The 23,793-nt window shown below is 61.2% G+C and carries 24 protein-coding genes; 15 read left to right on the forward strand and 9 right to left on the reverse strand.

Annotated features, from left to right (window positions below; genetic code table 11):
* Nucleotides 1-9: 9 nt before the first annotated feature.
* Together B2828_RS06055 and B2828_RS06060 are read right to left on the reverse strand one after the other, a co-directional pair.
* Nucleotides 10-804: an ABC transporter ATP-binding protein gene (locus B2828_RS06055; protein WP_479632802.1), complete on the reverse strand. Its 795-nt coding sequence runs from the start codon at nt 802-804 to the stop codon at nt 10-12.
* Nucleotides 797-1,573 (reverse strand): MlaE family ABC transporter permease, encoded by a 777-nt coding sequence (locus tag B2828_RS06060; protein ID WP_479632803.1) that lies wholly within the window; start codon nt 1,571-1,573, stop codon nt 797-799. Before B2828_RS06060 ends, B2828_RS06055 begins: the two co-directional genes overlap by 8 nt.
* Nucleotides 1,574-1,688: 115 nt before the next feature.
* Here B2828_RS06060 and B2828_RS06065 point away from each other — a divergent pair, with 115 nt between their 5' ends.
* From B2828_RS06065 to B2828_RS06075, 3 genes are read left to right on the forward strand one after another with little or no spacing between them, the layout of a single operon-like run.
* On the forward strand, nt 1,689-1,946 hold the full coding sequence (locus B2828_RS06065; RefSeq protein ID WP_479632804.1) for a type II toxin-antitoxin system Phd/YefM family antitoxin: 258 nt from the start codon (nt 1,689-1,691) through the stop codon (nt 1,944-1,946).
* The gene (locus tag B2828_RS06070) at nt 1,934-2,233 is read left to right on the forward strand and encodes a type II toxin-antitoxin system RelE/ParE family toxin (RefSeq protein WP_479632805.1); all 300 of its coding nucleotides are present in this window, start codon (nt 1,934-1,936) and stop codon (nt 2,231-2,233) included. The genes B2828_RS06065 and B2828_RS06070 overlap by 13 nt, the downstream gene beginning before the upstream one ends.
* A gap of 50 nt (nt 2,234-2,283) precedes the next feature.
* Complete coding sequence (locus B2828_RS06075) at nt 2,284-2,589, forward strand: DUF3566 domain-containing protein (protein ID WP_479632806.1); 306 nt, start codon at nt 2,284-2,286, stop codon at nt 2,587-2,589.
* A gap of 46 nt (nt 2,590-2,635) precedes the next feature.
* On the opposite strand, the gene glgX is transcribed toward B2828_RS06075, so the two are convergent.
* Together glgX and B2828_RS06085 are read right to left on the reverse strand one after the other, a co-directional pair.
* Nucleotides 2,636-4,825, reverse strand: a complete 2,190-nt coding sequence (gene glgX, locus B2828_RS06080; RefSeq protein WP_479632807.1) for a glycogen debranching protein GlgX — start codon at nt 4,823-4,825, stop codon at nt 2,636-2,638.
* Between the two features lie 31 nt (nt 4,826-4,856).
* Nucleotides 4,857-5,276 (reverse strand): ACT domain-containing protein, encoded by a 420-nt coding sequence (locus B2828_RS06085; protein ID WP_479632808.1) that lies wholly within the window; start codon nt 5,274-5,276, stop codon nt 4,857-4,859.
* A 178-nt stretch (nt 5,277-5,454) separates the two neighbouring features.
* Here B2828_RS06085 and B2828_RS06090 point away from each other — a divergent pair, with 178 nt between their 5' ends.
* On the forward strand, nt 5,455-5,874 hold the full coding sequence (locus tag B2828_RS06090; protein WP_479632809.1) for a hypothetical protein: 420 nt from the start codon (nt 5,455-5,457) through the stop codon (nt 5,872-5,874).
* On the opposite strand, the gene B2828_RS06095 is transcribed toward B2828_RS06090, so the two are convergent.
* Nucleotides 5,871-7,043, reverse strand: coding sequence for a hypothetical protein (locus B2828_RS06095; RefSeq protein ID WP_479632810.1), 1,173 nt, complete (start codon nt 7,041-7,043; stop codon nt 5,871-5,873). The two genes, B2828_RS06090 and B2828_RS06095, sit on opposite strands and share 4 nt — an antisense overlap.
* Nucleotides 7,044-7,172: 129 nt before the next feature.
* Here B2828_RS06095 and B2828_RS06100 point away from each other — a divergent pair, with 129 nt between their 5' ends.
* From B2828_RS06100 to B2828_RS06110, 3 genes are all read left to right on the forward strand, one after another.
* Nucleotides 7,173-8,174 (forward strand): aldolase catalytic domain-containing protein, encoded by a 1,002-nt coding sequence (locus tag B2828_RS06100; protein WP_479632811.1) that lies wholly within the window; start codon nt 7,173-7,175, stop codon nt 8,172-8,174.
* A 279-nt stretch (nt 8,175-8,453) separates the two neighbouring features.
* The gene (locus B2828_RS06105; RefSeq protein WP_479632812.1) at nt 8,454-9,644 is read left to right on the forward strand and encodes an aminotransferase-like domain-containing protein; all 1,191 of its coding nucleotides are present in this window, start codon (nt 8,454-8,456) and stop codon (nt 9,642-9,644) included.
* An 81-nt stretch (nt 9,645-9,725) separates the two neighbouring features.
* Entirely contained in the window at nt 9,726-10,232 is a 507-nt protein-coding gene (locus B2828_RS06110; RefSeq protein WP_479632813.1) for an FKBP-type peptidyl-prolyl cis-trans isomerase, read from the forward strand.
* Between the two features lie 85 nt (nt 10,233-10,317).
* Here the strand turns inward: B2828_RS06110 and B2828_RS06115 are convergent, their stop codons facing one another.
* Together B2828_RS06115 and B2828_RS06120 are read right to left on the reverse strand one after the other, a co-directional pair.
* Nucleotides 10,318-11,184: a DUF4114 domain-containing protein gene (locus B2828_RS06115; RefSeq protein WP_479632814.1), complete on the reverse strand. Its 867-nt coding sequence runs from the start codon at nt 11,182-11,184 to the stop codon at nt 10,318-10,320.
* Nucleotides 11,185-11,281: 97 nt separating this feature from the next.
* Nucleotides 11,282-12,046 (reverse strand): phosphodiester glycosidase family protein, encoded by a 765-nt coding sequence (locus tag B2828_RS06120; RefSeq protein WP_479632815.1) that lies wholly within the window; start codon nt 12,044-12,046, stop codon nt 11,282-11,284.
* Between B2828_RS06120 and B2828_RS06125 the strand changes: the two genes are divergently transcribed.
* Nucleotides 12,045-12,554, forward strand: coding sequence for a DUF4870 domain-containing protein (locus B2828_RS06125; protein ID WP_479632816.1), 510 nt, complete (start codon nt 12,045-12,047; stop codon nt 12,552-12,554). The genes B2828_RS06120 and B2828_RS06125 overlap by 2 nt on opposite strands.
* Nucleotides 12,555-12,920: 366 nt before the next feature.
* On the opposite strand, the gene B2828_RS06130 is transcribed toward B2828_RS06125, so the two are convergent.
* Nucleotides 12,921-13,775, reverse strand: a complete 855-nt coding sequence (locus B2828_RS06130) for a helix-turn-helix domain-containing protein (RefSeq protein ID WP_479632817.1) — start codon at nt 13,773-13,775, stop codon at nt 12,921-12,923.
* Nucleotides 13,776-13,864: 89 nt separating this feature from the next.
* On the opposite strand from B2828_RS06130, the gene B2828_RS06135 reads away from it, so the two are divergent.
* From B2828_RS06135 to B2828_RS06160, 6 genes are all read left to right on the forward strand, one after another.
* Nucleotides 13,865-14,881 carry a hypothetical protein gene (locus tag B2828_RS06135; RefSeq protein WP_479632818.1) on the forward strand — a complete coding sequence of 339 codons (1,017 nt, stop codon included), beginning with the start codon at nt 13,865-13,867 and terminating at the stop codon, nt 14,879-14,881.
* Nucleotides 14,856-16,199, forward strand: coding sequence for an ADP-ribosylglycohydrolase family protein (locus B2828_RS06140; RefSeq protein WP_479632819.1), 1,344 nt, complete (start codon nt 14,856-14,858; stop codon nt 16,197-16,199). Before B2828_RS06135 ends, B2828_RS06140 begins: the two co-directional genes overlap by 26 nt.
* Nucleotides 16,200-16,339: 140 nt before the next feature.
* The gene (locus B2828_RS06145; RefSeq protein ID WP_479632820.1) at nt 16,340-17,872 is read left to right on the forward strand and encodes a YifB family Mg chelatase-like AAA ATPase; all 1,533 of its coding nucleotides are present in this window, start codon (nt 16,340-16,342) and stop codon (nt 17,870-17,872) included.
* Between the two features lie 115 nt (nt 17,873-17,987).
* The gene (locus B2828_RS06150; RefSeq protein ID WP_479632821.1) at nt 17,988-18,671 is read left to right on the forward strand and encodes an HNH endonuclease signature motif containing protein; all 684 of its coding nucleotides are present in this window, start codon (nt 17,988-17,990) and stop codon (nt 18,669-18,671) included.
* Nucleotides 18,661-19,041 (forward strand): hypothetical protein, encoded by a 381-nt coding sequence (locus tag B2828_RS06155; RefSeq protein ID WP_479632822.1) that lies wholly within the window; start codon nt 18,661-18,663, stop codon nt 19,039-19,041. Before B2828_RS06150 ends, B2828_RS06155 begins: the two co-directional genes overlap by 11 nt.
* Before the next feature lie 485 nt (nt 19,042-19,526).
* Complete coding sequence (locus B2828_RS06160) at nt 19,527-20,741, forward strand: C2 family cysteine protease (protein ID WP_479632823.1); 1,215 nt, start codon at nt 19,527-19,529, stop codon at nt 20,739-20,741.
* A 29-nt stretch (nt 20,742-20,770) separates the two neighbouring features.
* On the opposite strand, the gene B2828_RS06165 is transcribed toward B2828_RS06160, so the two are convergent.
* On the reverse strand, nt 20,771-21,934 hold the full coding sequence (locus B2828_RS06165; RefSeq protein WP_479632824.1) for a KamA family radical SAM protein: 1,164 nt from the start codon (nt 21,932-21,934) through the stop codon (nt 20,771-20,773).
* A gap of 176 nt (nt 21,935-22,110) precedes the next feature.
* On the opposite strand from B2828_RS06165, the gene B2828_RS06170 reads away from it, so the two are divergent.
* On the forward strand, nt 22,111-23,565 hold the full coding sequence (locus tag B2828_RS06170; protein ID WP_479632825.1) for a trypsin-like peptidase domain-containing protein: 1,455 nt from the start codon (nt 22,111-22,113) through the stop codon (nt 23,563-23,565).
* Nucleotides 23,566-23,793 lie beyond the last annotated feature (228 nt).

Consider the following 23,793-nt stretch of genomic DNA (forward strand, 5'->3'; position numbering starts at 1 on the left):
AAAATTGGGTTAGCTGCCATTATGGATGGGGCCCTCCGTGCGGCCTTCGATGAACTGCTCCACCACGGGGTTGTGGCTGCCGCGGAAGCCCTCGGGCAGGCTCTCCTCGATGATGCGGCCCTGGAAAAGCATGGCGATGCGCGTGGCCACGCGGAAGGCGCTCTTAAGCTCGTGGGTGACGATGATGGAGGTGGCGTGGGTTTTCTCCGTCAGGTCGATAATCAGCTCGTCGATGACCGCCGAAAGGACGGGGTCGAGCCCTGTGGTCGGCTCGTCGAAAAGGATCAGCTCGGGCTCCATGACCAGCGCCCGGGCGATGGCGACGCGTTTGCGCATGCCGCCGGAGAGCTCCTCGGGCATTAGCGCGCCGGTCTCCTCCATGCCGACCATGGAGAGCTTTTCCTCGACGGTCCGGTGGATTTGCGCGCGGCGTTTGTGCGTCAGCTCCTGGAGCGGCAGGGCGAGGTTGTCGTGCACTGTCATGGAGGAGATGAGCGCCGAGGATTGGAAAACCATGGCCATGCGCGCGCGGGCGTTGTTGAGCTGGCGGCGGGAGGCATGCTCGATGTTGCGCCCCTGGAAGTAAACGCCTCCGGCGGTCGGCCTCAGGATGCCCAGGATTAGCCGCAGCAGTGTGCTTTTGCCCGCGCCGCTCTGGCCCATGATGACCATGCGCTGCTTACGCCGGACGCTGAGGTTGAGCTGGCGCAGGACGGGCTTGTTCTCGAAGTCGAGGCACACCCCGCGCATCTCCACCATCGGCGGCTCATCCTCTTCATCCGTGCGTTGTTCCCGCTCATTCATAGATGGCGACCAGCGCGATATTTATCAGCGTGTCGGCGGCGATTACGACGGCGATGGCCGCCACGACGCTGGAGGTGGTGGCCGCGCCGACGCCCGCCGAGCCCCCCTTGACGGTTAGCCCCCGGTAGCAGGAGATCAGCCCGATGATCAGCCCGAAGGCAAAGCTTTTCATGACCCCGGCGATGATGTCGCGCACGATGAGGTTATCCAGGACGAGCTGGACGAAATAGGGGTAGGCGATGCCGAACTGCCGCTCGCACACCAGCGCCCCGCCCAGGAGCGCCGCGAGATCGGCGATGACGCTCAGGCACGGCAGCAGGAAAAACACGGCCAGGACCCTCGGGGCTACCAGGAAGCGCGCCGGGCCGATCCCCATCGCCTCGATGGCCTCCACCTCCTCGCTCGCCGTCATCGTCCCCAGCTCCGCTGTATAGGCGGCACCAATGCGGGCTGCCACCATGATGCCCGTCATCAGGGGCCCGAGTTCGCGGGTGAAGCCGATGCCCACCAAGCCGGGCACGAGGTTTTGCGTCCCGAGCTTGCGGAGTTGGTAGCCGGTCAGAAGCGCCATGGTCATCCCCATGAAGAAGGAGATCAGAGAGACCAGCGGCACCGAGCCGACCCCGGCGCGGTTGGTCTGCCAGAAAAGCAGGCTGGCGCGGAACGGGGCGAAGCCGCGCAGCGTATGGTCGAGCCCCTCGCGCACCATGTCGAGGCCCAGGTAAACCATGCCGCCGATCATCCGCACCGGCTCAGCGACCTTGTGCATGATAGCCTCCTTCATTCAAAGCAATTCCGGGAAAGCCCCTCCGGGTGGCCGGGCGGAAATTGCCGCCTGTGCCCAGGTGCTTGCAAAGCGGAAAGTGATCCTTTAGTGTCACTTTATGCGAACCGAACTGGTGACCACGCTTAAACGGAAAGCCACGAAAATGATCGCCGAGGTTCGGGAGGACCGCAGCCCCGTATTGATTACGCAACGGGGCCGCCCCGCGGCCTATCTGGTAGACGTGGAAAGCTATGAACTGCTTCAAAAGCGGCTGGCGCTCATGGAGGGGATTGCCCGGGGGGAACAGGCCATCGAAGCGGGGCGCGTTCTCACCCATGAAAAAGCACGGCAGCGGATGGCCCGATGGCTGAAATAATCTGGACCGAACCGGCTTTGGCGGATTTGGACGCTATTGCCGACTATATTGCGCTCGACAAGCCCTCTGCAGCCAAGGGTTTGGTGCAAAAAGTGTTCCGCCGGGTGGAGCAACTGGAAGAACACCCGGAGAGCGGATCGGTGCCAAAGGAATTGCGGGGAAAACGTTACCGGCAGATTGTAGAGCCGCCCTGTCGGGTGTTTTATCGTTTTGACGAAAGGCGGATTTGGATTGTGCATCTCATGCGGGGAGAGATGCTGCTGCGCCGGAAAAATCTGAAACGTTGATGAGAGAGTGACAAACGCCCCGGGCGTGGGTACAAACGGGCCGAGGTTTTATGAAAAAGAGACTTGCCCGCATCTCCCCCCTGCAACTCGGAATCGTTCTTGCCGTCCTCTACGGGCTACTCTCGTTGATCGTTTTTGTTCCGATGGGGCTCCTGTTCTCAGGGCACCACTCGGTGGGGAGCGCCACTTCGGCCACCCCGGCCTTCCCCTTTTCCGGGATATTCCTGCTGGCGATGCCGGTGCTGTACGCGATCATGGGGTTCATCAGCGGCGTGATCGGCGCGGCAGTTTACAACGTCGTCGCCAAGTTCACCGGCGGCATCGAGGTCACGGTCACCGACGCGCCCGAGGCGTAGCCCATCTCCCCCCTCGCCGGGTCTCCTCTTTTCCCCGTCTTCCCCGCTAGACCCTCTGCCGGGGGCGCTGCCAGGATTCGCTACGGGCGTGCGAGTGGGAGCCCGTGTGCAGCCGCAGCAGGCAGAGTGAGCGGTCGAGCAGCTCCAGGGCCGCCCCGGCGTGCAGGATGCAGCCCGCCTCGGCGAAACCGGTGTCGGCCTCGGTATCGAGGATCAGCTCCCAGTGGACGTCCTCCCGGCCCGGCAGCGTGAAGCTGACCGGCTCGTAGTGGGCGTTTAGGAGCAAGAGGAAGCTCTCGTCGTGGATCGCCTCGCCGTGGGCATCGCGCACGTCCATGGTGTCGCCAGAAAGGAGCATCCCCAGGCAGCGCACGTAGTCGTAGCGCCATTCCTCGTCGGTCATCTCCCGCCCCTGCGGGGTGAACCACATGATGTCCTTAATCTCCGAACCGTGGATCTTGCGGCCTTGGAAAAACTTCGGGCGGCGGAAGATCGGGTGCGCCCGGCGCAGGTGGATGAGGCGGGCCGTGAAGTCCTGGAGCCGCTTGGCATCCGCGCTGAGCTTCCACGGCAGCCAGTTGAATTCGTTGTCCTGGCAGTAGGCGTTGTTGTTGCCGTTCTGTGTGCGGCCAAATTCGTCGCCCGCGAGCAGCATCGGCACGCCCTGGCTTAGGAAAAGCGTGGCCAGGAAGTTGCGCCGCTGCCGGGCTCGGAGCGCCTTGATCGCGGGGTCGTCGGTGGGCCCCTCCGCGCCGCAGTTCCACGAGTTGTTGGTATTGTCGCCGTCGCGGTTTTCCTCGCCGTTGGCCTGGTTGTGCTTTTCGTTGTAGCTGACGAGGTCGGTGAGGGTGAAGCCGTCGTGGCTGGTGACGAAATTGATGCTCGCGTACGGGCGCTTGCCGTTGTTCTGGTATAGATCCGGGCTGCCCGCCAGGCGGTGGGCGATCTCCCGCGCATGGCCCTCGTCGCCCTTCCAGTAGCGGCGCACGGAGTCGCGGTACTTGCCGTTCCACTCTGCCCAGAGCACGGGGAAATTCCCCACCTGGTAGCCCCCTTCGCCCACGTCCCAGGGCTCGGCGATGAGCTTCACACGGGAGAGGATCGGATCCTGGTGGATAATATCGAAGAACCCCGAGAGCTTGCTCACGGCATGGCTCTCGCGGGCGAGCGTCGAGGCGAGGTCGAAGCGGAAGCCGTCCACGTGCATCTCGGTGACCCAGTAGCGCAGCGAGTCCATGATGAGCTGAAGCACGCGCGGGTGGGTGGCGTTGAGCGTGTTGCCGCAGCCGGTGTAGTCGATGTAGTAGCGCGGGTCCTCGGGCGCGAGGCGGTAGTAGGCCTGGTTGTCGATGCCGCGGAAGCCGAGCGTGGGCCCGAGCTGGTTGCCCTCGGCGGTGTGGTTGTAGACGACGTCGAGGATGACCTCGATCCCGGCGGCGTGGAGCGCCTTGATCATCGTCTTAAACTCCGCCACCTGCTGGCCCGCCACGCCGCCGGAGGCGTAGCGCGCCTCGGGGGCGAAGTAGCCGATCGTGTTGTAGCCCCAGTAGTTGGTAAGGCCCCGCTGGCAGAGCGCCTGGTCGTCGTAATGCTGGTGGACGGGCAGGAGTTCAAGGGCGGTGACGCCGAGCTTTTTGAAATATTCGATGGCCTGCGGGCTCGCGAGGCCAGCGTAGGTGCCGCGCAGCTCCTTGGGCAGCGCCTCGCAGAGCTTGGAGAAGCCCTTGACGTGGACCTCGTAGATGATCGATTCGTGGAGCGGCGTGCGCGGGTGGGTATCGCCCTCCCATTCAAAGCGCGGGTCGACCACGACGGACTTGGGCACGCACCAGGCGTCGTCCCGGTAGTCGCGCGAGAGGTCCGCCTCCTGGGAGGCCGTTTCGTAGCCGTGCATCTCCTCGTCCCAGCGGACCTCGCCCGCGACGGCCTTGGCGTACGGGTCGATCAAGAGCTTGGAGGAGTTGAACCGCGCCCCCTTGGCCGGGGCATACGGGCCGTAAACTCGGTAGCCGTAGAGCTGGCCGGGCCGGATCTCGGGCAGGAAGACGTGCCAGACCTGGTCGGTCTGCTCCGTCATGCGCACCCGGATCTGCTCGTGCGGGTCGTCGGCGTTGTCGAATAGGCAGAGATCCACTCCGGTGGCGTTTTCGGAGTAGAGGGCAAAATTCACCCCGTGGCCATTCCAAGTGGCCCCGAGCGGATACGGTTCACCAAGCCAGACCTTAAGCGGCGTCATTTTTTAGCGGAACAAGGGAAGTGAGCGGGAGTCAAAGCCCTAACTCTTGCCGCGTACCGGGAGCCGTCAAGATCTTGAGTGATTTTTTGCTGTCGTTGACGCGTAAAATGAGCAGGCCCTTTTTGGAGCCGGGGGTGGTGGCCAGGTAGGCGTAGTCGATGTTGATCTTCTTGGTGGCGAGCTTTTTGGCGATGCGGGAGAGGGCGCCGGGCTTGTTGACGTTGTTGACCATGAGCACGTCGTTCTCCACGACGAGCACGCCCCGTTCGCCGAGGATGTGGAGGGCCTTCTGGGTGTCGCTCACCACCATGCGGACGACGGCGTGGTCGACGGTGTCGGAGATCGTCAGAGCGTAGATATTGATGGACGCGCTGCCGAGTTCGTCGAGGACTTCGGCAAGGGTTCCGGGCTTGTTGGCGAGGAAAACGGAAAGTTGGGTGACGATGTCCATGGTTTTAAGGATTTAAAAGGTGGAAAAGGTAGGTGTTACCGAACGCCGGTATTCTGGTCCCGGTTTGCCCCGCGCTCAATGAGGAAGTTGGGCGGCGAGGCGCTTTTCTGCTTGTCACGGGGGCTTTTCGCTGGCTGGCTAATCGCAAAGGTTATCTGGACGGAAAGAAACGCACCTCATGAACCGCGAACAAGCCCAAAAAGCCATTAAGGGAGCCGCCGTGTGCGGCGTCATTTCCACTGTCATTACGCTGATTGCCACGCTGCTGGCCCTGACCCGAGGCAGCTACGAGATTACGGGGGTCCATATCTCGATCTTCAGCTTTGTCGATGTCGTTTTAATGGCCGGTCTGACGGTGGGACTTTTCCTGAAGAACCGCGTTTGTGCCGTGCTGATGTTCGTTTACTTCGTCATTTGCAAGTACTTGCAATGGTCCGCGCAGATCAGGGGGATCTCCCCGGTCAACGGATCGAGCTTCGTGTTCGGGCTGTTTTTCCTCTACTTCTACTTCAGAGGCATCCTGGGGACTTTTGCCTTCCAGAAGCTGAAGAACGAGGATGACGCGGCGCTCCCGCCATACCCGCCAGAGATTCGCTAACGGACCGAATAAAACGGGATGCCAAATTTCCCGATCCGGACCTGGATTTCCACCGTGTCGCCCGGTTTGGCCCGGTTGTAAACTTCCTCGGAGACGAGCACGTCGTTGATCGCCGGGCGGTCGCCCCATGGGGAGACGGTCAGGTAGTAGACGGTGATCTGGTCGTTTTTGGAATGCCGGTCCTGGACTTTGGCCGGGAAGGTCTCGGCGGGGAAGTCGGCCAGGAGCCCGTTGAGGGTGCCGGTCGCGCCAAAGGCGTAGAAGGTGAAAACGATGGCGAAAAGGGCTGCCACGATGGGGCGCCGACGCAGTTCCCGGGCGGTGACGACGCAGAAAAGCCAGCCGCCCGCCAGGATGGCCGCAAACGGTGGCCAGAATGCGCCCCATTCCAGAACGTGCCAGTCCAGCGCGGCTCGGAGTGCTAGGGCCAGCGCGGGGAACACAAATGCGCCGTCGATCCGGGGAAAGAGGCTTCTGGCCTGGGGATAGAACCGGATGACGCCCTCGTAACGGCGAAGGAGGACGAGCCCCACCATCGGGAAGGCCAGCAAGGTCGAAACAACGGAGCCGTAGGGGTGGGGGTAGAAATAAGCCCACGCGGCGAGGCCGATGGAGGCCAGGTTGATCGCCCGGCAGAGCTGCCGGAGGCGTCTTACCGTGGCGGCCTTTTCCTCCGGGCTGCCCTGGCCGAGGCTTTCCTGCCGGAAAAGTTCGTGGAGTTCCGCTTCCCGCTCCGCCCGGTCCAGGTTGGGGATTCTTTTTTCCAGATAGGTCAGAAAAAGCGGGGCTTGCTTGAAACCGAGGCCAATTCGCTGGCGTTTTCCGCCGTTCATGACCAGCTCCATGTGATTTTCGCGTCGGCTGTGAAATAGCCGGAAGCCCCGGATTTGCTCAAACGGGATGGCCGTGGAGCGAAACGCCCCCAGAAGGCGCACTTCCGATATGTCGACCTCAATGCGGCTGCTCCGCAGATGCCAGATGACGCAGCCGCCCCCCATCGTTAGCACTAGGAAAACAACCGTCCAAAGGGCGATTTCACCCGGGCTGTGCATGAAGTGGATCAGCAGCCCGTAGACGCCCAGGGCCAGCGCAGCCAGCAGGTAGATCAGCCCGGTGGAAAAACTCCCCGTTTTGAAAACCAGCACGTCTTTTTCCGTTTTTGGCGTCATAACCCTTCCGCTCATTGATGCGCCGGGCGCGGCGCGGAGTCAATCCCGCTTGTGGGGCGGGTGTGCGGCCAAAACGTTTCCCTTTTCGGATTGATCCCGAAGCCAATCCAGAATACCAAAGCGGTCGCCATGCAAAATACGACAGAAACATCCGGATTTGCCGGACGTTGGGTTTCCTACCGCGAGGATATCAAGGTGCTCGATTGCACCATCCGCGACGGCGGGCTCATGAACGACAGCCACTTTGACGACAAAACCGTCAAGTCGGTCTATAACGCCTGTGTTGAGGCGGGGATCGACTATATGGAGGTCGGCTATAAAGCGTCCAAGAAGGTTTTTGCCCGGGACCGATACGGTGCATGGCGCTTTTCCGACGAGGCCGATCTGCGCCGCGTCTTGGGCGATAACCCGTCCAATTTGAAGATTTCCGTGATGGCCGATGCCGAAAAGACCGACTATCACACTGACATCCTGCCCAAGAGCGAGAGCGTCATCGACCTCGTGCGCGTGGCCTGCTACATCCACCAGATCCCCATCGCCCTCGACATGGTCAAGGACGCCACCGACAAGGGCTACGAGACGTGTATCAACCTGATGTCGGTCTCCAACGTCCAGGAGCGCGAGCTGGATTGCGCCCTGGAGCTGGTGACGCAGTGCGACGCCAAGGCCATCTACCTCGTGGATAGCTTCGGCGCGCTCTACAGCGAGCAGATCGACTACCTAGTCAACAAGTACCTCCACTACGCCCGGGCGACCGGCAAAGAGGTCGGCCTGCACATGCACAATAACTTGCAGCTCGGCTTCGCGAACACCATCCAGGGCATCATCAGCGGGGCCAACTACCTCGACGCCACCTTCGCCGGTCTCGGCCGCGGCGCGGGCAACTGCCCCATGGAGCTGCTCCTGCGCTTCCTTCACAACCCGAAGTACAACGTCCGCCCGGTGCTCAAGAGCATCCAGGAAGCGATCGAGCCGATGCGCGAGAAGCTCGGCTGGGGCTTCAGCGTCCCGTACATGCTTACCGGGTTCTTGAACCGCCACCCGCGTTCCGCCATCAAGTGGAATGCTTCGGAGGAAAAGGACGACCTGGTGGCCTTCTACGACAAGATTATTGTCGAAGAAGAAGCGTAAGACCGCTCCGGAATCGCTGTAACCGCGTAAAAGCTGCCTCGTTCCCAATCTCCAGATTGGGAACGTCTTTGTGGGGCGAAACTCTGTTTCGCAGCGGTGAGGGGAATCGGAGATTCCAAGACAAGGGACGTTACAAATCGGGAGATTCGTAACGAGGCAGCGGTGTGCTTAGGGGGGGTGTGCGCATGGGCGTAGGCCGAGCCCGCACCGCAGTTTCGAATTGCCTATTTGAAAAATCCGACTGGCGAAAGCCGGATTTCGGATGAAAATAGGCGATTCATGCATTCTCCGTTCCCATTCAACGCCCCGGCACGGTTGGTCGATCACATGCGGCAGGCCGCCGAGCCGGGAGTCATTAACCTGGGCGCAGGGGTCCCTGGACTCGACGCCCTCCCGTTTGAGGCCTTGCGCCGCGCCGCCGAGGCAGCCTTCGAGGAGGAAGGGGCCGCCTTGTTCAGCTACCAGCACCCGTCGGGCGATCCCCGGCTGCGGGCGCTCTTGGGCGAGCGGCTTGCTACGAGGGGCGTCCGGGGGATCGGGCCCGATAATCTCGTGACCACGACCGGCTGCACCCAGGCCCTCCACGCCATCCTTTCCGTCCTCATCAAGCCGGGCGACGTCGTTGCCTGCGAGGCCCCGGCTTACTACGGGATGCTCGAAATCCTGGCCGACGCCGGGGCTCGTGCGCTGCCGCTGCCCATCCGGGGCGGGGAGGGGCTCGATCTCGACGCCGCCGAAGCCGCTTTCGCCCGCTGGAAGCCGACCTGCTTGGTCATCTGCACCTCCCTTTCCAACCCCACCGGGGCCACCCTGCCTGTGCCCGCCCGGGAGCGCCTGGTCGCCCTCTGCCGCCAGCACGGCGTGCGCATGGTGGAGGATGATATTTACTCCGAGCTGCTCGACGCCGGAGCCCCGCCCCCCTGCCGCGCTTTCGACGACGGCTCGGTCGTCTCCTACGTCACCAGTTTCTCAAAAACCGTCTCCCCCGGCCTGCGGATTGGCTTCTGTATTCCCGGCACCCCGGAGATCGAGGATGCGCTGGCCGCCCTCAAGTGTCGCCAGGACATCCACAGCCCCGTCCTTACCGAGGCCATCCTGCGCCGTTTCCTGGCCGCCGGGCTTTTCGATCCCCACCTTCAGCGGCTGCGGGAGCGCAACCGCCGTCGGCGCGCGCTGGCTCTGGAGAGCATCCGCGGCAGCTTCCCTGCGGGCTCCGAAGTCCACGCGCCCGAGGGCGGCTACATGCTCTGGGTGCGCCTGCCGGAGCAGGTGGAGATTCGCTCTGTGGTCGCCCGGGCCAAGGAGGAAAAAGTGGCCTTCGCCAGCGGTACCGGCTTTTATGCCGTGGCCGAGGGCGGCGCGCGCCCGCTGCCCCATGTGCGGCTGAACTGCGCCCGGGGCACCGAGGAGGAACTGAAGCGGGGCGTGGAGATCCTGGGCAAGGTCGTTTCCACGCTCGCCCAAGCCTGAAAGCGCCCCCATCAGTGACCTAGATTTCACCAAATACTTCTATTTAAAACGCACCGTTTGGTGCATGTTGCTTGCTTTCCCATGTCTCACAAAGTCATTTCATTCCACTACACGCTGAGCGATTGCGACGGCGTGGTCATCGAGTCGTCGAAAGACCGCGAGGCGGTTTCCTTCATGTCCGGCATGGGGATGATTGTCCCCGGCCTGGAGCGCGAAATCATCAACTACGCGGCGGGTCAGAAAGGCCGCGTGGAGGTCAAGGCCGAGGACGGCTACGGGCTCATTGATTTCAGCAAATTCATCCAGGTGCCCCGGGAGTCCCTGCCCAAGCAGGACATTAAAGAGGGGGATCTCTTCCAGTCCAACAAGAGCCCGCTGCCCTTCACGGTCAAGCAGATCACCGACACGCATGTGGTGCTCGACGGCAACCACCCGCTGGCGGGCGAGGACCTTTCCTTCGACGTCGAGGTGATCGAAGTCCGCGAAGCGAGCGAGCAGGAGCTGGCGCAGCTTCAGGAGATGATCGCCAAGGCCGAGGCGCAGGCCGCTCAGCCGCAGCAGCCCGCCGAGGAGCAGCCGCAGGCGTAAGCCCGCCCCGGATTTAGCGGTTCCGATACAACAAAGCGCCCGGTGAAGCCTCGGGCGCTCTTTTTTTGCCGCCGTCACACTGCCGTTACGCGGCGAGAGGGGCGGCCTTCCGGCGGAGCCATTGGCGCCATCCGCCCAGGCTGCTCAGGCCGCCGATGAAGAGCAGGCCTGCCCAGGCACCCGGTTCCGGGGTCTGCACGGCGGGGGTGATTTCCACCGCCAGGACCACGTCGTTGTAGTCTTTGTCGCCCCCGTTAGTGGCGTCCTCAAAGGAGAGAATCAGGTAGTTGCCGTAGACTTGGGCCACCGCGTGCTGAAGCGAGTCGCCGTTGCGCGAGGCCTCGGCTGCAAGGGGCGTCGTGCTGCCTGCCGCCCCGTTGGGGATCAGGAAAAAGTCCAGCAACGTGCCCGCGCTGACGGTCCCGAGGTTCACGAAATCGCCCGCCAGAAGGGGGGCCGTGGAGGTGCGCACCGAGTTCCCGCTCGAGTAGTAGGAGGTCGGGTCATTGCTCGAAGCGTCGGGGAAGATCAGCTCAGCCGAGCTGGTTATCTTGGCGGTGGAGGCCGTTGGCAGGGAAGAGTAGCCGGTGAGGTAGTTCACCCCGAGGCTGCTCCGGTAGGCTGCGCCCTCGCTGATGAAATAAACTCGCACGGCGGAGTCGGCCGTCAGGTAGAGCTCGGAAAATTTGACCGCCAGCGAGCTGAGCGTTGAGGAGTTCAACGCCCGGTACTCTGGCAGCGTGCTGTTGACCAGCGCCTTGATGGCGGGCAGCGAGCTTTGGAATGCGGCGGCATCGGCGTCCGAACCAGCCGTCTGGACCAGCCCGGCGAGCGGGAGCTTCAGAGGATCGGCAGTTGACTGAACCGGGGAAACCACGCTGCCCATGGCCGACGAAAACCCCCACAGAGCGCAGAGCACGCTTAAAGATGAAGCCAGTATGTGCGTTTTCATGGGGATGATAAGTCTCTCTTACCAGGGAGTACTCGCCCTTGTCACGTACGAAATTAAGCGAATGAGACGAATTACGTATACCGACCCACTCCCGAGCCTACGGTTGTGGCACCACGACCACGGCGTTGCGCACCTGCTTCCATTCCGGCCGGGAAAAAGGGGCTTCCTTCCCGGCCACCCAGAGCGCCGTGGAGCTGCCGCCGTCCAGGTTGAGCGCCCGGTCGATTTCCAGCCCCGGGAGCAGCCCCGGCGTGGCGAGGATGTGGGCCAGCCCATCCAGCGTCACCGGCCCCGTCGTCAGCAGCGCGGCGACGCCCTTGCGGTCGGCCAGGAGTACGGTGCGTTCGGCGGCCTTGGCGGCGTTAAGGCCCGCAACGGCCTTCCCGTGATCCACCAGGAAGGGGCCGGACTGGAGGGCCTCCCGGACCCCGGCGGGGCGGAACTCGGCGGAGCGGAGCACCCGAGCGGCGCCCCGTTGCGGCACGGCGAGGACGCCGGTGAGGATTTTCGAGGTCTCCCACGGGTGAATCGTGACGCCCCGGTGGATCATCAGGCCGAGCGGGGTGCGGTCGGCCAGGAAATAGCCGCCGTTGACCCCCGCCAGCGCGTGAGCCGCCGCGGCCCCGTCGGCAACGGATTGCCCCGGGGCGAGATCGATGACCTCCAGACGGCACCGGGCGCGGTCGAACTTCACCAAATGAGCCTGCAACGGGGCATCCTCCGGAGCATCGCCGCGCAGCGTCAGGGTCAGGTGGCTCACCGTGGGCGCAGCCGTCGCCTGGGCCGGGGTGGATTCGGCCTGCCAGGCCGCCTCCGCAGCCCGGAGCCCGCAACAAAGGAAAAGGATGAAAAACCAGCGCATGGAGTGGACTTTACGCGCCGGGGCGTTGGGCGCGAATCTTTTTGCGGCGGGAAAGCTGCTTGCCGCCGGAAGGGATTCGGATTACGAAACCACCGTCATGGAAACGCCACCCATCCCCCCTTCAGATGCCACCCCCGCTCCCGAAGCCCCGCTCCCCCCTCCCGTTCCGAGCAAGGAAGAGCGCACCTGGGCCATGGTTGCGCATCTCAGCGCCCTCTCGGGGCACTTCATTCCGCCGGTGGGGCAGATCCTGGGGCCGCTCGTGGTCTGGATCCTTAAGCGCGACGAATACGAGCTCGTGAACGACCAGGCCAAGGAAGCGCTCAATGCTCAGATCAGCTTTACGATCTACTTCATCATTTCTGTTCTCCTGATGCCGATCCTCATCGGGTTCGTCCTGTTTGGCATCGTCTGGCTGGTCGATCTCGTCCTGATCATCATCGCGTCTGTCGCGGCCAACGAGGGCAAGCGCTACCGGTACCCGTTTATTTTCCGCTGGGTCAAATAGCGCGGGTTCAGCGGCGGCCTAGGCCTATGGCGTGCGGTTATGCTAAGCGGCGAACCTCAGACCCGCGCTGCGCTTGCGGACGCCGTTTGCCGCGCCGCGGGGCGCACCGACATCCCGATCCATTCCGGCACTGCCCGAGTCACTCCTGGCCCCATCGCGCCAACCGCATTGGCATCATTGGCGGTAATATTAGCCCCCTATGGCAGTATTTTGGTAACAGTTTTCCTGGATCTCAAGTCGATGGAGTTTGGGTGCCAGCACGGGTTGGTGGGCTGGAGTCTACGTTCCGCAAAAGGAAAGTGCTTTGACGAAAGCCTGGCGACATTCGCGTGTTTCCCGGCAACGCGCAAAGCCCTTCCTTTCCTGCTAAGGACCGCTTAGTGACCTCCGGAATTCGCGTGGCGAACAACCGGTGAGGCGACGAAAGGCGGTGGAAAGGGCGAAGGGATCGGAATAGCCCACTTCTTCCGCAATTGCCTCCAGCGTACGGTCGGTGGTGGACAAAAGCACCGAAGTCTTCCGAATTCGGAGTCGAGCAAGCTGACTGCGGGGACTGGTGCCCAGTTGCTCCCGGCATAGCCTGCGCAGATGCCCTTCGCTAAGTCCCGCTTCCGAAGCCATGTCGGCCAGAGACCATGAGCTTGCCAGATTCCGCTGCACCTCTTGCCAAAGGCGACGCAATCGTTCGTCCTCGGGTTTCCGCGCAAGCAGGCGCGCAACCCATTGGACAATCAATTCGATCCACAAACCGATGGTCACAGCATCCCGTCCAAATACCACCTCCTGCTCCAACCCTTCAATCATCGGCAACGGGGAAGCATAACCCCCGCGGACAATCGTGGCCTCTTGGAGGTGCAGCCTGGGCTTGGGATTCCGGTTCCGGTCAAAGATAATCCACGCCAACCCCCAAGGACGCTTCGCCTTTGGGTTATACCGCGACCCATGGCTGGCCAAACGCGGGGCAAACACAATATCCCCTTGGCCAAAAGGAACCCACTCCCCGTCAATCAGCCCATCGCCTTTGCCTTCGAAGCAGTAGGTGATGTGCTCGAAATCCGGATTAAGCCGCACGATATGATAGGGGCCAGCGATTCGAGCACAACCGACCCCGAAAATTCCCCGATCGAGCAGCGCCGGGCACTCGGTTCCATAGATTCCAGACTGGATCACGCCCGCTCCGGAAATGTTCGTTTCAATGATGTTTTTGTCTGGAGAGAACATGGCGAAACAGCAAGTTTTGTGTTTGGATCCTGTGTTATATGAATCCCCCGGTATCTGTTGTTCCAAGATTCCAACTATTCGGGTTTGGAATGCGACGCAAGCTACTTTATCAAGCGGGTTTGTTGAAAGATGCTCTTTCGGGCGAAGTTTTGAACCGATGGGATGTCCGAATGGAAAAGGTTATTCCATCGGAATACCGCGTGGAATTGGAGACCGACGGTGGCCTCGTTATCATCTCAGAAGACGAAGAGGGTGTTTGGCTGGAGCAGGGGGAAGAGAGAAAAACGCTGACACGGCATCCCGTGCATTTGCCCGAGTTCGACGGCCCCCATGCCGCTTTGCTGCGGGCCTTGCACGCGGAGATGCTGGTCAATGTGATGCCATGGGGACCGGTGCCCAATCTTTGGGTGTATCCCAGGCCGTGGTATCGGGATGCGGCGATGGTAGCGCTATGCCTGGAAAAAACAGGGAACATCGATCAGATCGCTCCCTGGATCGATAACCTCTTTCAGCCGTATGATTTCAACAACAGCGGACAGGCTGAACCGGACAACCTTGGTCAGGTTCTTCTGTTGGCAAGCCTTACCATCGACAGGAAGCATCCGATTGTAGAGCGCGTGCTCAAGGAGGCGCAACGCGTGCGCCGAGGCCATTCCCTGGCAGGCCTCACTGACTTTAGCGAGCATCCCGTATACCAGACTAAGTGGCTGAAATTTGGTCTCCAGCAGCTCGGCTTGGACGATCCCTATAGGATTCCAGCCATCCCGGATCGCTACAGCTCCCTGTTTTGGATGGATTTCCGCGACAGCCACGAACAGCACCCGCGTTTCGATGCCGACACGCTAGCCAAATATCCTTACCTCAACTGGGCAGAAGCGCATTTTTATGGAGACCCGCCACCGGAAGCCGTCTCGGCGGATCAATTCCCGCTGACCCGGGAACTCGAGTCCAGCGAGGGCAATTATGGACGGATGCAGATGGTCGCCCCTCAATGGGCCCAACAACGCTGGTGCAGTCCGCACACATGGCACGCCGCAGAGATGTTTCTTTACCTTCTGTCTCAACCTCAAAATCCCCATCATGTTTCCGCATCCATCCATTCTTAAAAGCCGTCTGAAAGGCGTTATTAGTTCACTCCGGGCGCAGGGTTATGCTGTCGACGGCATGCATGATGCGCTCAATCGACTTCCATCCAGCTATGATGCGCTGGACGAATTTGCCCATCGGCTTGCCGATCTCCCGCTGCGTGATGATTGGCCCTACGTGGAACCGGAGGAATGGGAAGACATCCTCAAGGAATGCGATCCCGAGCGGCCCACGAGTGCCATCGGGGTCCTCTCGTCACAGGACGCTGCCGCGCGTGTGGAAACCGCCTTTCTGTCATCGGTTTGCGGGTGCATCCTCGGAAAACCGGTGGAAAACGGTGCGGTAAACCCCACCTTGCCAACCCTTCGCGCCGCGTTGGAAGCGCACGGCGACTGGCCGTTGAAGGACTACATCTCCGAGGCCGTCCGAGTGGCTGGCTGCGACACGCTTCACGAAGATGCGTGGCATACCTGTCGCGAAAACATTCACTATGTGGCGCCGGATGACGATCTCAACTATACCATTCTGGGCATGTTGAATCTGGAAACAAACGGCCGCGACTTCACCTGGCAACAAATGCGCGGGCTTTGGCTGAAGCATCTTTCTGCCTCGATGACCTGGGGCCCTGAACGCGGGATTCTAGCGCATTGCATCCTCGATCATCTTGGGGAAGGAACCCCGGACTATCCGTCGCCGGATCAACGGGAATGGGTGCGGATTTTCAACCCGGGGGACGAGATGTGCGGCGCCCTCATTCGGGCGGATGCCTACGGCTATGCCTGCCCTGGCGATCCCGCCCAAGCCGCCAAATTAGCGTGGCGCGACGCCAGCTTTACGCACCGCCGCACCGGCGTATATGGCACGATGTTTGCCGCCGCCGCTATTGCCACCGCCTTTGTGGAAAGAGACCCGCTCCGCGTATTTAGTACCGCCGCGCAATTCGTTCCGCGCCGCAGCCGGTTCTACCAGATTGTCTCGGACTCGTTGCATGAAATTTCCGTGGCTCGCGATTGGCAGGATGGTTACGCGCGAATCCATGGCAAATACAAACAATACACGCACTGCCATATTTACCAGGAATGCGGAACGCTAGTGAATACCCTGCGCTTTGCGGAAAGCATCGATGACGGGTTCTGCAAACAAGTGTCCCAGGGGAATGACACCGATAGCTTCGGGGCGACCTCCGGCTCCATTCTCGGCGCGTTCTTTGGTCCCGGACATCTCGGCCAACGCTGGCTTGCCCCGTTCCACGATGAGATCCGCACCGGGTTAAATCTATTCTATGAGCGTTCGTTAAGTGCTCTTGCATCACGGATGGCCTCTCTCCCATCCTTGTAATCAGTCACTGACCTTGCCGCAGTCCGTTTTCCGTTGGCCGGAACTACTGCGGTAACAGCGTTTGATCGCTGAAAGTCTTTGAGGCCTTTTGTAGCATCTTCCGCCTTTTCTTAGGCCCCGTTCTTTGTCACACTGGGCGGATGCTGGCAAAGGTCTATTCAGGGGCGGTCTATGGCGTGGATGCCTACGAAGTCGAAATCGAAGTCAACGCAAGTGCGGGAAACCCCGTGATCGTTATTGTGGGGCTTCCCGATGCCGCCGTGAAGGAGAGTCGGGACCGCGTCACCACGGCGGTTGGCAACAGCGGCTACCGCCCGCCCCGGGGCCGGACCACCATCAACCTGGCCCCCGCTGACATCAAGAAAGAGGGGCCGAGCTTCGATCTGCCGATCGCCCTGGCGATGATCGCCGCCTCCGAGCAGATCGAGTTGACCCGCTTTGAGCAGTTTTGCTTTGTGGGCGAACTGGCGCTCGACGGCACCGTGCGCGCGACCAAGGGCGTGCTCCCCATTGCGCTCGAAGCCCGGCGGCGCGGGCGGCGAGCCATCGTCGTGCCCGAGGAGAATGCGTCTGAAGCCTCCGTCGTCGAGGGCATCGCCACCTACGGCGTGCGCACCCTGCGCCAGGCGTGCGAATTCCTGCGCGGCAACGAGATGCTCATCCCGGCGCAGCCCATCGCCGTGGCCGATGCCTTGCCCGATTACGCGGTCGATTTTGCCGACGTGCGCGGGCAGCATTCCGCCAAGCGGGCCATCGAAGTCGCCGTCGCGGGCGGGCATAACTTGATCATGGTCGGGCCTCCCGGGTCGGGTAAATCGATGCTCGCCAAGCGCATCCCCACCATCATGCCGCCGATGACCTTCGAGGAGGCCATCGAGACGACCAAGATCCACAGCATCTGCGGCTTCCTCGCCCCCAAACGCTCGCTGCTGCTTCAGCGGCCCTTCCGGTCACCGCATCATACCATATCAGATGCCGGATTACTGGGTGGCGGGACGAATCCCTCGCCCGGCGAAGTCACCCTGGCCCATCACGGCGTGCTGTTTCTGGACGAACTTCCCGAATTCAAGCGCTCCGTGCTGGAAGTGCTCCGTCAGCCGCTGGAGGACGGCAAGGTAACGATTTCGCGCGCGGCGGGCACGGTGACGTACCCCTCGGAGTTCATCATGGTCGGCGCGCTCAACCCATGCCCGTGCGGTTTCTTTGGCGATCTGAAACGCGAATGCCGCTGCACCGGAATGCAGGTGCAGCGTTACCGTCAGCGCATCTCCGGGCCGCTCCTGGACCGCATCGACATCCACGTTGAGGTCCCGGCGGTGCCGTTTAGGGACCTCACCGGCAACGGCGCTTCCGAGCCCTCGGAGGCCATTCGCGAACGGGTCATGGCGGCCCGGGCCATCCAGCAAAAGCGTCTCGCGGGTGGTAATGGACGGGGCGCATGCAATGCGCGGATGCTGCCGCGTCAGCTGCGGAATTTCTGCGCGCTCGACGAGGAATGCCGCGAACTGCTGCGGGCCGCGATGAGCGAGCTGAACCTGAGCGCCCGGGCGCACGACCGCATCCTGAAAGTAGCCCGTACCATCGCCGATCTGGAGGGAGCGCCGGTGATCACCGCCACCCACTTGAGCGAGGCGATCCAGTACCGCACGCTGGACCGGAATCTGTGGATCTGATAATTGCAACAGTTTGCCTGTTCCAGCGCCTCGTCGTTGGGTTCGACGGTCAAACGAATTTGTTTGTTCTTGACCATATTTGGAAATACGTGCAGGGGTGTGGAGGTTATATCAAATGAATATCTCCGAGGTCGATCTTAAGAAGCTCTGGGCGAAGGCGGCAGGGCGCTGTTCCTATCCTGGTTGTACGACCAACTGCATTGAAATTTTCGAAAAGGCCGGAACCACAGTCATAGGAGAAATGGCCCACATAATACCTCAAGGAGAAACAGGGCCGAGGGCAACCGGGGCTAAAGGTGCTGATACTTACGAGAATTTGATTCTACTTTGTCCTACACATCACACCACAGTCGATAAGGCACCAATAGACTTCCCTGCTGTACTCCTGCGAGGGTGGAAAACAACTCATGAGGAGAACGTTGGTAAAGCCTTAACCAGCCCTGTCTTTGCCGACGTCGGTGCGATCTGTAGCTTTGTGGCGAAAATACTCGTTGAGAACTATGCAATTTTCTTAAAATTTGGGCCCGAGTCACCTACTGCTCAAGCTAATCCCATTAGTGAAGGATCTCTCCTGTGGGATTTGCGTAAGTGCGATCAAATCATTCCAAACAACACAAAGATCGTTGATGCATTTATGAGAAATAAAGACCTTTTTGATCTAAAGGAATGGAAGGTTTTTGCGGAATTTAGAGAACACGCCGCAGCCTTTGAAAGAAATACATACCAAAGGATGGATTGCGATATGGTGCCCCGTTTTCCGCAATCTTTTCAACAAATGATTGAAAATTATGCCAAATAATTCAGGAATCCCGAGGACCGAAAGTGTCTCTTATTTTGAGGCTACAATAGCCGGACATTCAGCCGTGAGTAGATTGGACCGTCGCGGTGAAAACGTGTATGTTGTGCAGCGCCGGAAATACAGCCCGGTGGTAGTTTTCCTGACAGATATTTATACCATTGGAATTGCTGATGTTGTCGATGCTCGCACAAAAATTTGTGACATTAATTATATTGTGACTATTTCGAACTGGAATGGATATACATCCGCCGCAAAAGAGCATGCGAATTCCGCTAAAATCGGCATTGGACTAATGAGCGAGTTCATGGGTGCATTGAATCTAGAAGAGCCTTGGAAATACGTGAAGCGTAATGATAAGAACAAAGGATAGTTTTGGTGGCCAGTTGTTTTTATTCGGTTCTTGTCTGACCACCGATGCTCCACGCGATCTAGATCTAGCTTTTATCTATGACGAAGAGATATGCCCTATAGAATGTGCGTTGGCGATAAGGGCAGCATTTAGGAAATTCAGCCCGGAATGGATTTTATTGGATGCCCACGTGGTCCTTTTGACCTCGGTAGAGGCCCGTGAATGTGATTTTGTGCAATCTGTTGACGCTATCAGTTTCAAGAAATGGATATTCGATAAGTCTTATACAAAGCACTTAATGCTTTTAAATACAGTGGAACGCGCATGTGAATGCCGCTTTGCGTAAACGGTCGTGATTATTCATCAGTTGCAAACTTTCTGTACGTTAGACCGGATCTGCGGATTGACGGAATATTGAGCTGCTGGATTTTTAGGAAATCTGACCGGTATCTGCCCCCCACGCTGTGAGCTATCCTTTTTCCCAAAATGCGGTAAAGTTGGCCTCCATGCTGAGCTATCGGACGAGACTGATTGCGTGGAGCGGCGCGTTGCTTTTGGCCTCTCTGCCGGTGGCCTTGGCCGCTCCCGAGCCGCCTCCTTTTCTGGGGGAGGCGCTGGCGGGTTTTTCCGCGTGGGATGCCAATGGAGACGGCCATCTGACGTTGGAGGAGCTGCAAAAGGCCGTGGCCTCGCCGGAGGTCAAGGGTGCGCAAGCCGCCGCTGCGGTGGCGCTTCGCCGGGCCGCGACCCGCAAGACCCACGCGCTCCCACTCCCGCTGACCCGCGAGGCGCTCACGGCGGCGGCTCAGCATTCCCCGGTGGGTGCGGAGGTCGCTGAGGAACCGGATGGCGGGGAAAAGCCTGGCGCGCCTTCGCTGGTCGCTTCCTATGCGAAGGCTTATGCGACGATCATGGATTCGCCCCGGGATTTATTCGTCAACGGCGTGCCGCATGTGGAGGGTTTCCGGCAGGCAAAGCTGGGGACCTGCTTTAGCCTGGCTCCCCTGGCGGCCTGCATTGTGCGGGACCCGGCGGCCGTGGCGGCGCGCTTTGCGGTGACGCCGACGGGCTACACGGTGCGCTTCGGCCAGGACCGCGTGGTGGCGGTTCCAGCGCTGACGGACGGCGAGATTGCAATGACCTCGACGACGGGTGGCGACGGGCTCTGGGCCTCGGTCTACGAAAAGGCGGTGGGCCTTTACCGGATTACCTACGATGGCAAGACGGGGCTGCCGCTGGATGTGGCCTCCAAGGGCGGATCGGCGGGGACGATGTTAAGCGTGCTGACCGGGCGGGCCATAAAGCGCTTCTCCTGCGCGCCGTGGCACAGCGGCCAGGAGTCGCCGGAAGCCCTGAATGCCAAATTAAAGGAATTGCGCGCGATGCTGGCCGAGAATGTGGCCGCGCATCGCCTCGCGACGGTGGGCGCGGGCAACAAGGGCCTCAAAGTCCCCTCCCTGGCCCGGATGCATGCCTACGCGGTGCTGGGCTACGATGTGGCGACGGATCTGGTTACCATTCGCGATCCGCACGGGCAGACCTTCGCCCCGAAAGGCTCGCCGGGGCTGACCAACGGCTACGCGGTCTCCCGGGGTGTCTTCCAGGCTCCGCTGGGGGAGGTCGTGCAGTTCATGAGCGGCTTTGCCTTTACCCAGGACACGCCCGCGACGGCCTCCGAGCCCAAACCGGCCTCGACCGATCCGGGCGCTTCCACGGATTAGCTCCCCAAATAACCTCGCCGGGCCCGCGCCTACTGGCGGCAACAGCCGCACTTGGCCTGGTCGTTTTCCTTCTCCGGGTACTCGAAGGTGCGGCCCTCGTAGTTGCGCAGCACGGTTTTTTCCGCATCGCTATAGAGCACGTAATCCGGGTTGATCGGCACTTTGCCGCCGCCGCCCGGGGCGTCGATGACGTATTGCGGCACCGCGTAGCCCGACGTGTGCCCGCGCAGACCTTCGATGATCTCGATGCCCTTGCTGACCGGCACTTGCAGGTGCGAGGAGCCGAGGATCAAGTCGAGCTGGTAGAGGTAGTAGGGCCGCACCCGGCACATGATGAGCTTGTGCACGAGCGCCTTCATTGTCTCCAGGTTGTCGTTGACGCCGTTGAGGAGCACGCTCTGGTTGCCGAGCGGGATGCCCGCGTCGGAGAGCCGTCCAAGGGCTTCGCGCGTTTCCTGCGTCAGCTCGCGCGGGTGGTTCACATGCACGCTCATCCAAAGCGGGTGATATTTCTTGAGCATCGCGCAGAGCTCCGGCGTCACGCGCTGCGGCAGGAAGATGGGGACGCGCGAGCCGATCCGGACGAGTTCGATGTGCTCGATGGATCGAAGCCGCGAGAGGATCCCCTCCAGGCGATCATCGGAGAGGAGCAGCGGGTCGCCGCCGGAAATCAGCACGTCGCGAACCTCCGTGTGGGCCTCCAGGTAGCGGAAGGCGGCTTCAAAATCAATGTGCAGCTCCTGTTCGCCCGCTCCGCTGACGACCCGGCTCCGCGTGCAGTAGCGGCAGTAGGAGGCACAGCGGTCGGTGACGAGCAGCAGCACGCGGTCCGGGTAGCGGTGCACCAGGCCCGGGGCCACCATATCGCCGTCCTCGCCGCACGGATCGGCCATTTCCTGGGGCGAAATGTGCGTTTCCTCCAGGCGCGGGATGACCTGGCGGCGGATCGGGCAGGCTGGATCGTTGCGGTCGATCAGGTTAAAGAAATGGGGCGTGATGGCCAGCGCCAGTTTGCTGCCGGAGAGAAGAGTTCCGGCTCGCTCCTGGGGCGTCAGCTCCATCAGGTCTTCGAGTTGCTTCAGGGAATGGATCCGATTCTTGAGCTGCCACCTCCAGTCATTCCACTGGGCGGCATCCACATCGGGCCAGCAGCCAGGCGTATGAGACTCAAACGCCTTTAGGTTCGTGTGCATGGTTTTCGGGCAGGTTACCCCCGGACGCGGGTTTGTCAACCACGGGCGCGGGAAAACATCTTATTGTCTATCGGGAATGTGGTGTATTGAGGTATTTTTTTACTGGCCATAGCGAAATCGGTAGATTCGGGTTGAACGGATGCCGCGGGAGTCTGTCATAAAAGGCAGTGTCGCTTATGATCGCATCCTTCCGAAAAGCCATTTACTCCCTGGGTTATGCCGGTGGCCTGGCAGGCCTGGCGCTGGCCGCCCTACCTCAGCCCTCCACCGCAGCCGAAGCCCCCCGGGATCTTCTCCACCAGCTCGACGAGGGCTTTGTCCAGGTCTTCGATAAAACCGCGCCCAGCGTCGTCGTTATCGATGTTTCGAAAAAAGGGGCCCCCGCGGATGAGGAAAGCGGGAGCGGGTTCGACTTTTTCTTCCGCGCGCCCGACGCGGGCCTGCGCAATCCGCTCCGGATGCAGGAGCCGCCTGCCCGCAGCGAGGGCTCGGGCATCATTGTCCGCTCGGAGGGCTATATTGTTACCAATGCCCACGTGATCAACGGGGCGGAAAAACTTTCCGTCAAGTTGCGCGACGGCCGCGTGCTCCCGGGCAAGGTCGTCGGCGTGGATGACTTTACCGATATCGCCGTCATCAAGATCGACGCCACCGGCCTGCCCGTGGCCGCCTGGGCCGACAGCGACAAGGTGCGCATCGGCCAGCTCGTCTGCGCCATCGGCGTCCCCTACGCGCTGGAGTATTCCTTCACCATCGGCTGCGTCAGCGGCAAAGGGCGCTCGGGCCTGACCCCCGAAGTCACCCCCTACGAGGATTACCTGCAAACCTCCGCCCTCATCAATCCGGGCAACTCCGGCGGCCCGCTCATCGACGTGGACGGCAAGGTCGTCGGCATGAACACGCTCGTCAACGGCCTCAACCGGGGCCTCGCCTTCGCCATCCCGGCCAACCTGATCAAGGACATCAGCGGGCAGCTGATCGAGAAAGGGAGCGTCTCCCACCCGGCCCTTGGCATCCGGATCGAGACCCTCGGGGCCGACTCCAGCTTGCGCGAGCAGATCAGCGGCGTCGAGAAAGGGGCCGTCATTACCACCATCGAACCCGATACCCCGGCCTATAAGAGCGACCTGCGCCCGGCGGACGTCATCACCGCCATCGACGGCGTGCCCGTCGCCAGCGCCCAGGAGCTGCGCCGCCAAGTGCTCTCCAAGAAGCTTGGCCAGCCCGTGGCGCTGAGCGTCTGGCGCGGTGGCAAAGAGCTGAAAATCTCCGTCACCACGGGCGAACTGCCCAAAACCGCCGCCACCGGCACCCGCTCCCCGCTCTCCGAGAAGCCCGCCAGCTCGGGCGACATCGAGGGGAAAATGGGCCTGCGCCTGGGCGAGCTCCCCCAAAGCGACAGCAAGCTGACCGGCCACGGAGTGCGCGTCACCGAAGTCACCCCCAACAGCCCCGCCGCCATCGCGGGCATCCAGCAAGAGGACGTGATCACCGAAATCGACTCCAAACCGATCGCCGACCTCGCCGCCGCGCACACGGTCCTGGGGGCCCAGGCTGGAAAAAAAGCCGTACTTTTGTTCCTCGAACGCAAAGGACAGAAGACCTACGGGGTGGTGAAAATCGAAAATTAATTGTTCCTTGGTTGGGCGGACGGTGCCGGAGGGTATACCGGCACCGTCCGTTTCCTTTTGTACGGGATGTAGACGATTTCTACAGCCCAAGGCCAAGAAGCTAAAAAAGTCTCGTTACGAATCTCCAGATTCCCCCACGCCTGCGAATCAGAGATTCGCCCCCAATTGCATTCCCAATCTAGAGATTGGGAACGAGGATCAGGTTCACCACCCAGTCTCGTTCCCAAA

The sequence above is a fragment of the Spartobacteria bacterium UBA695 genome, assembly GCA_002298145.1.
Classification (GTDB): Bacteria; Verrucomicrobiota; Verrucomicrobiia; order Chthoniobacterales; family Chthoniobacteraceae; genus UBA695.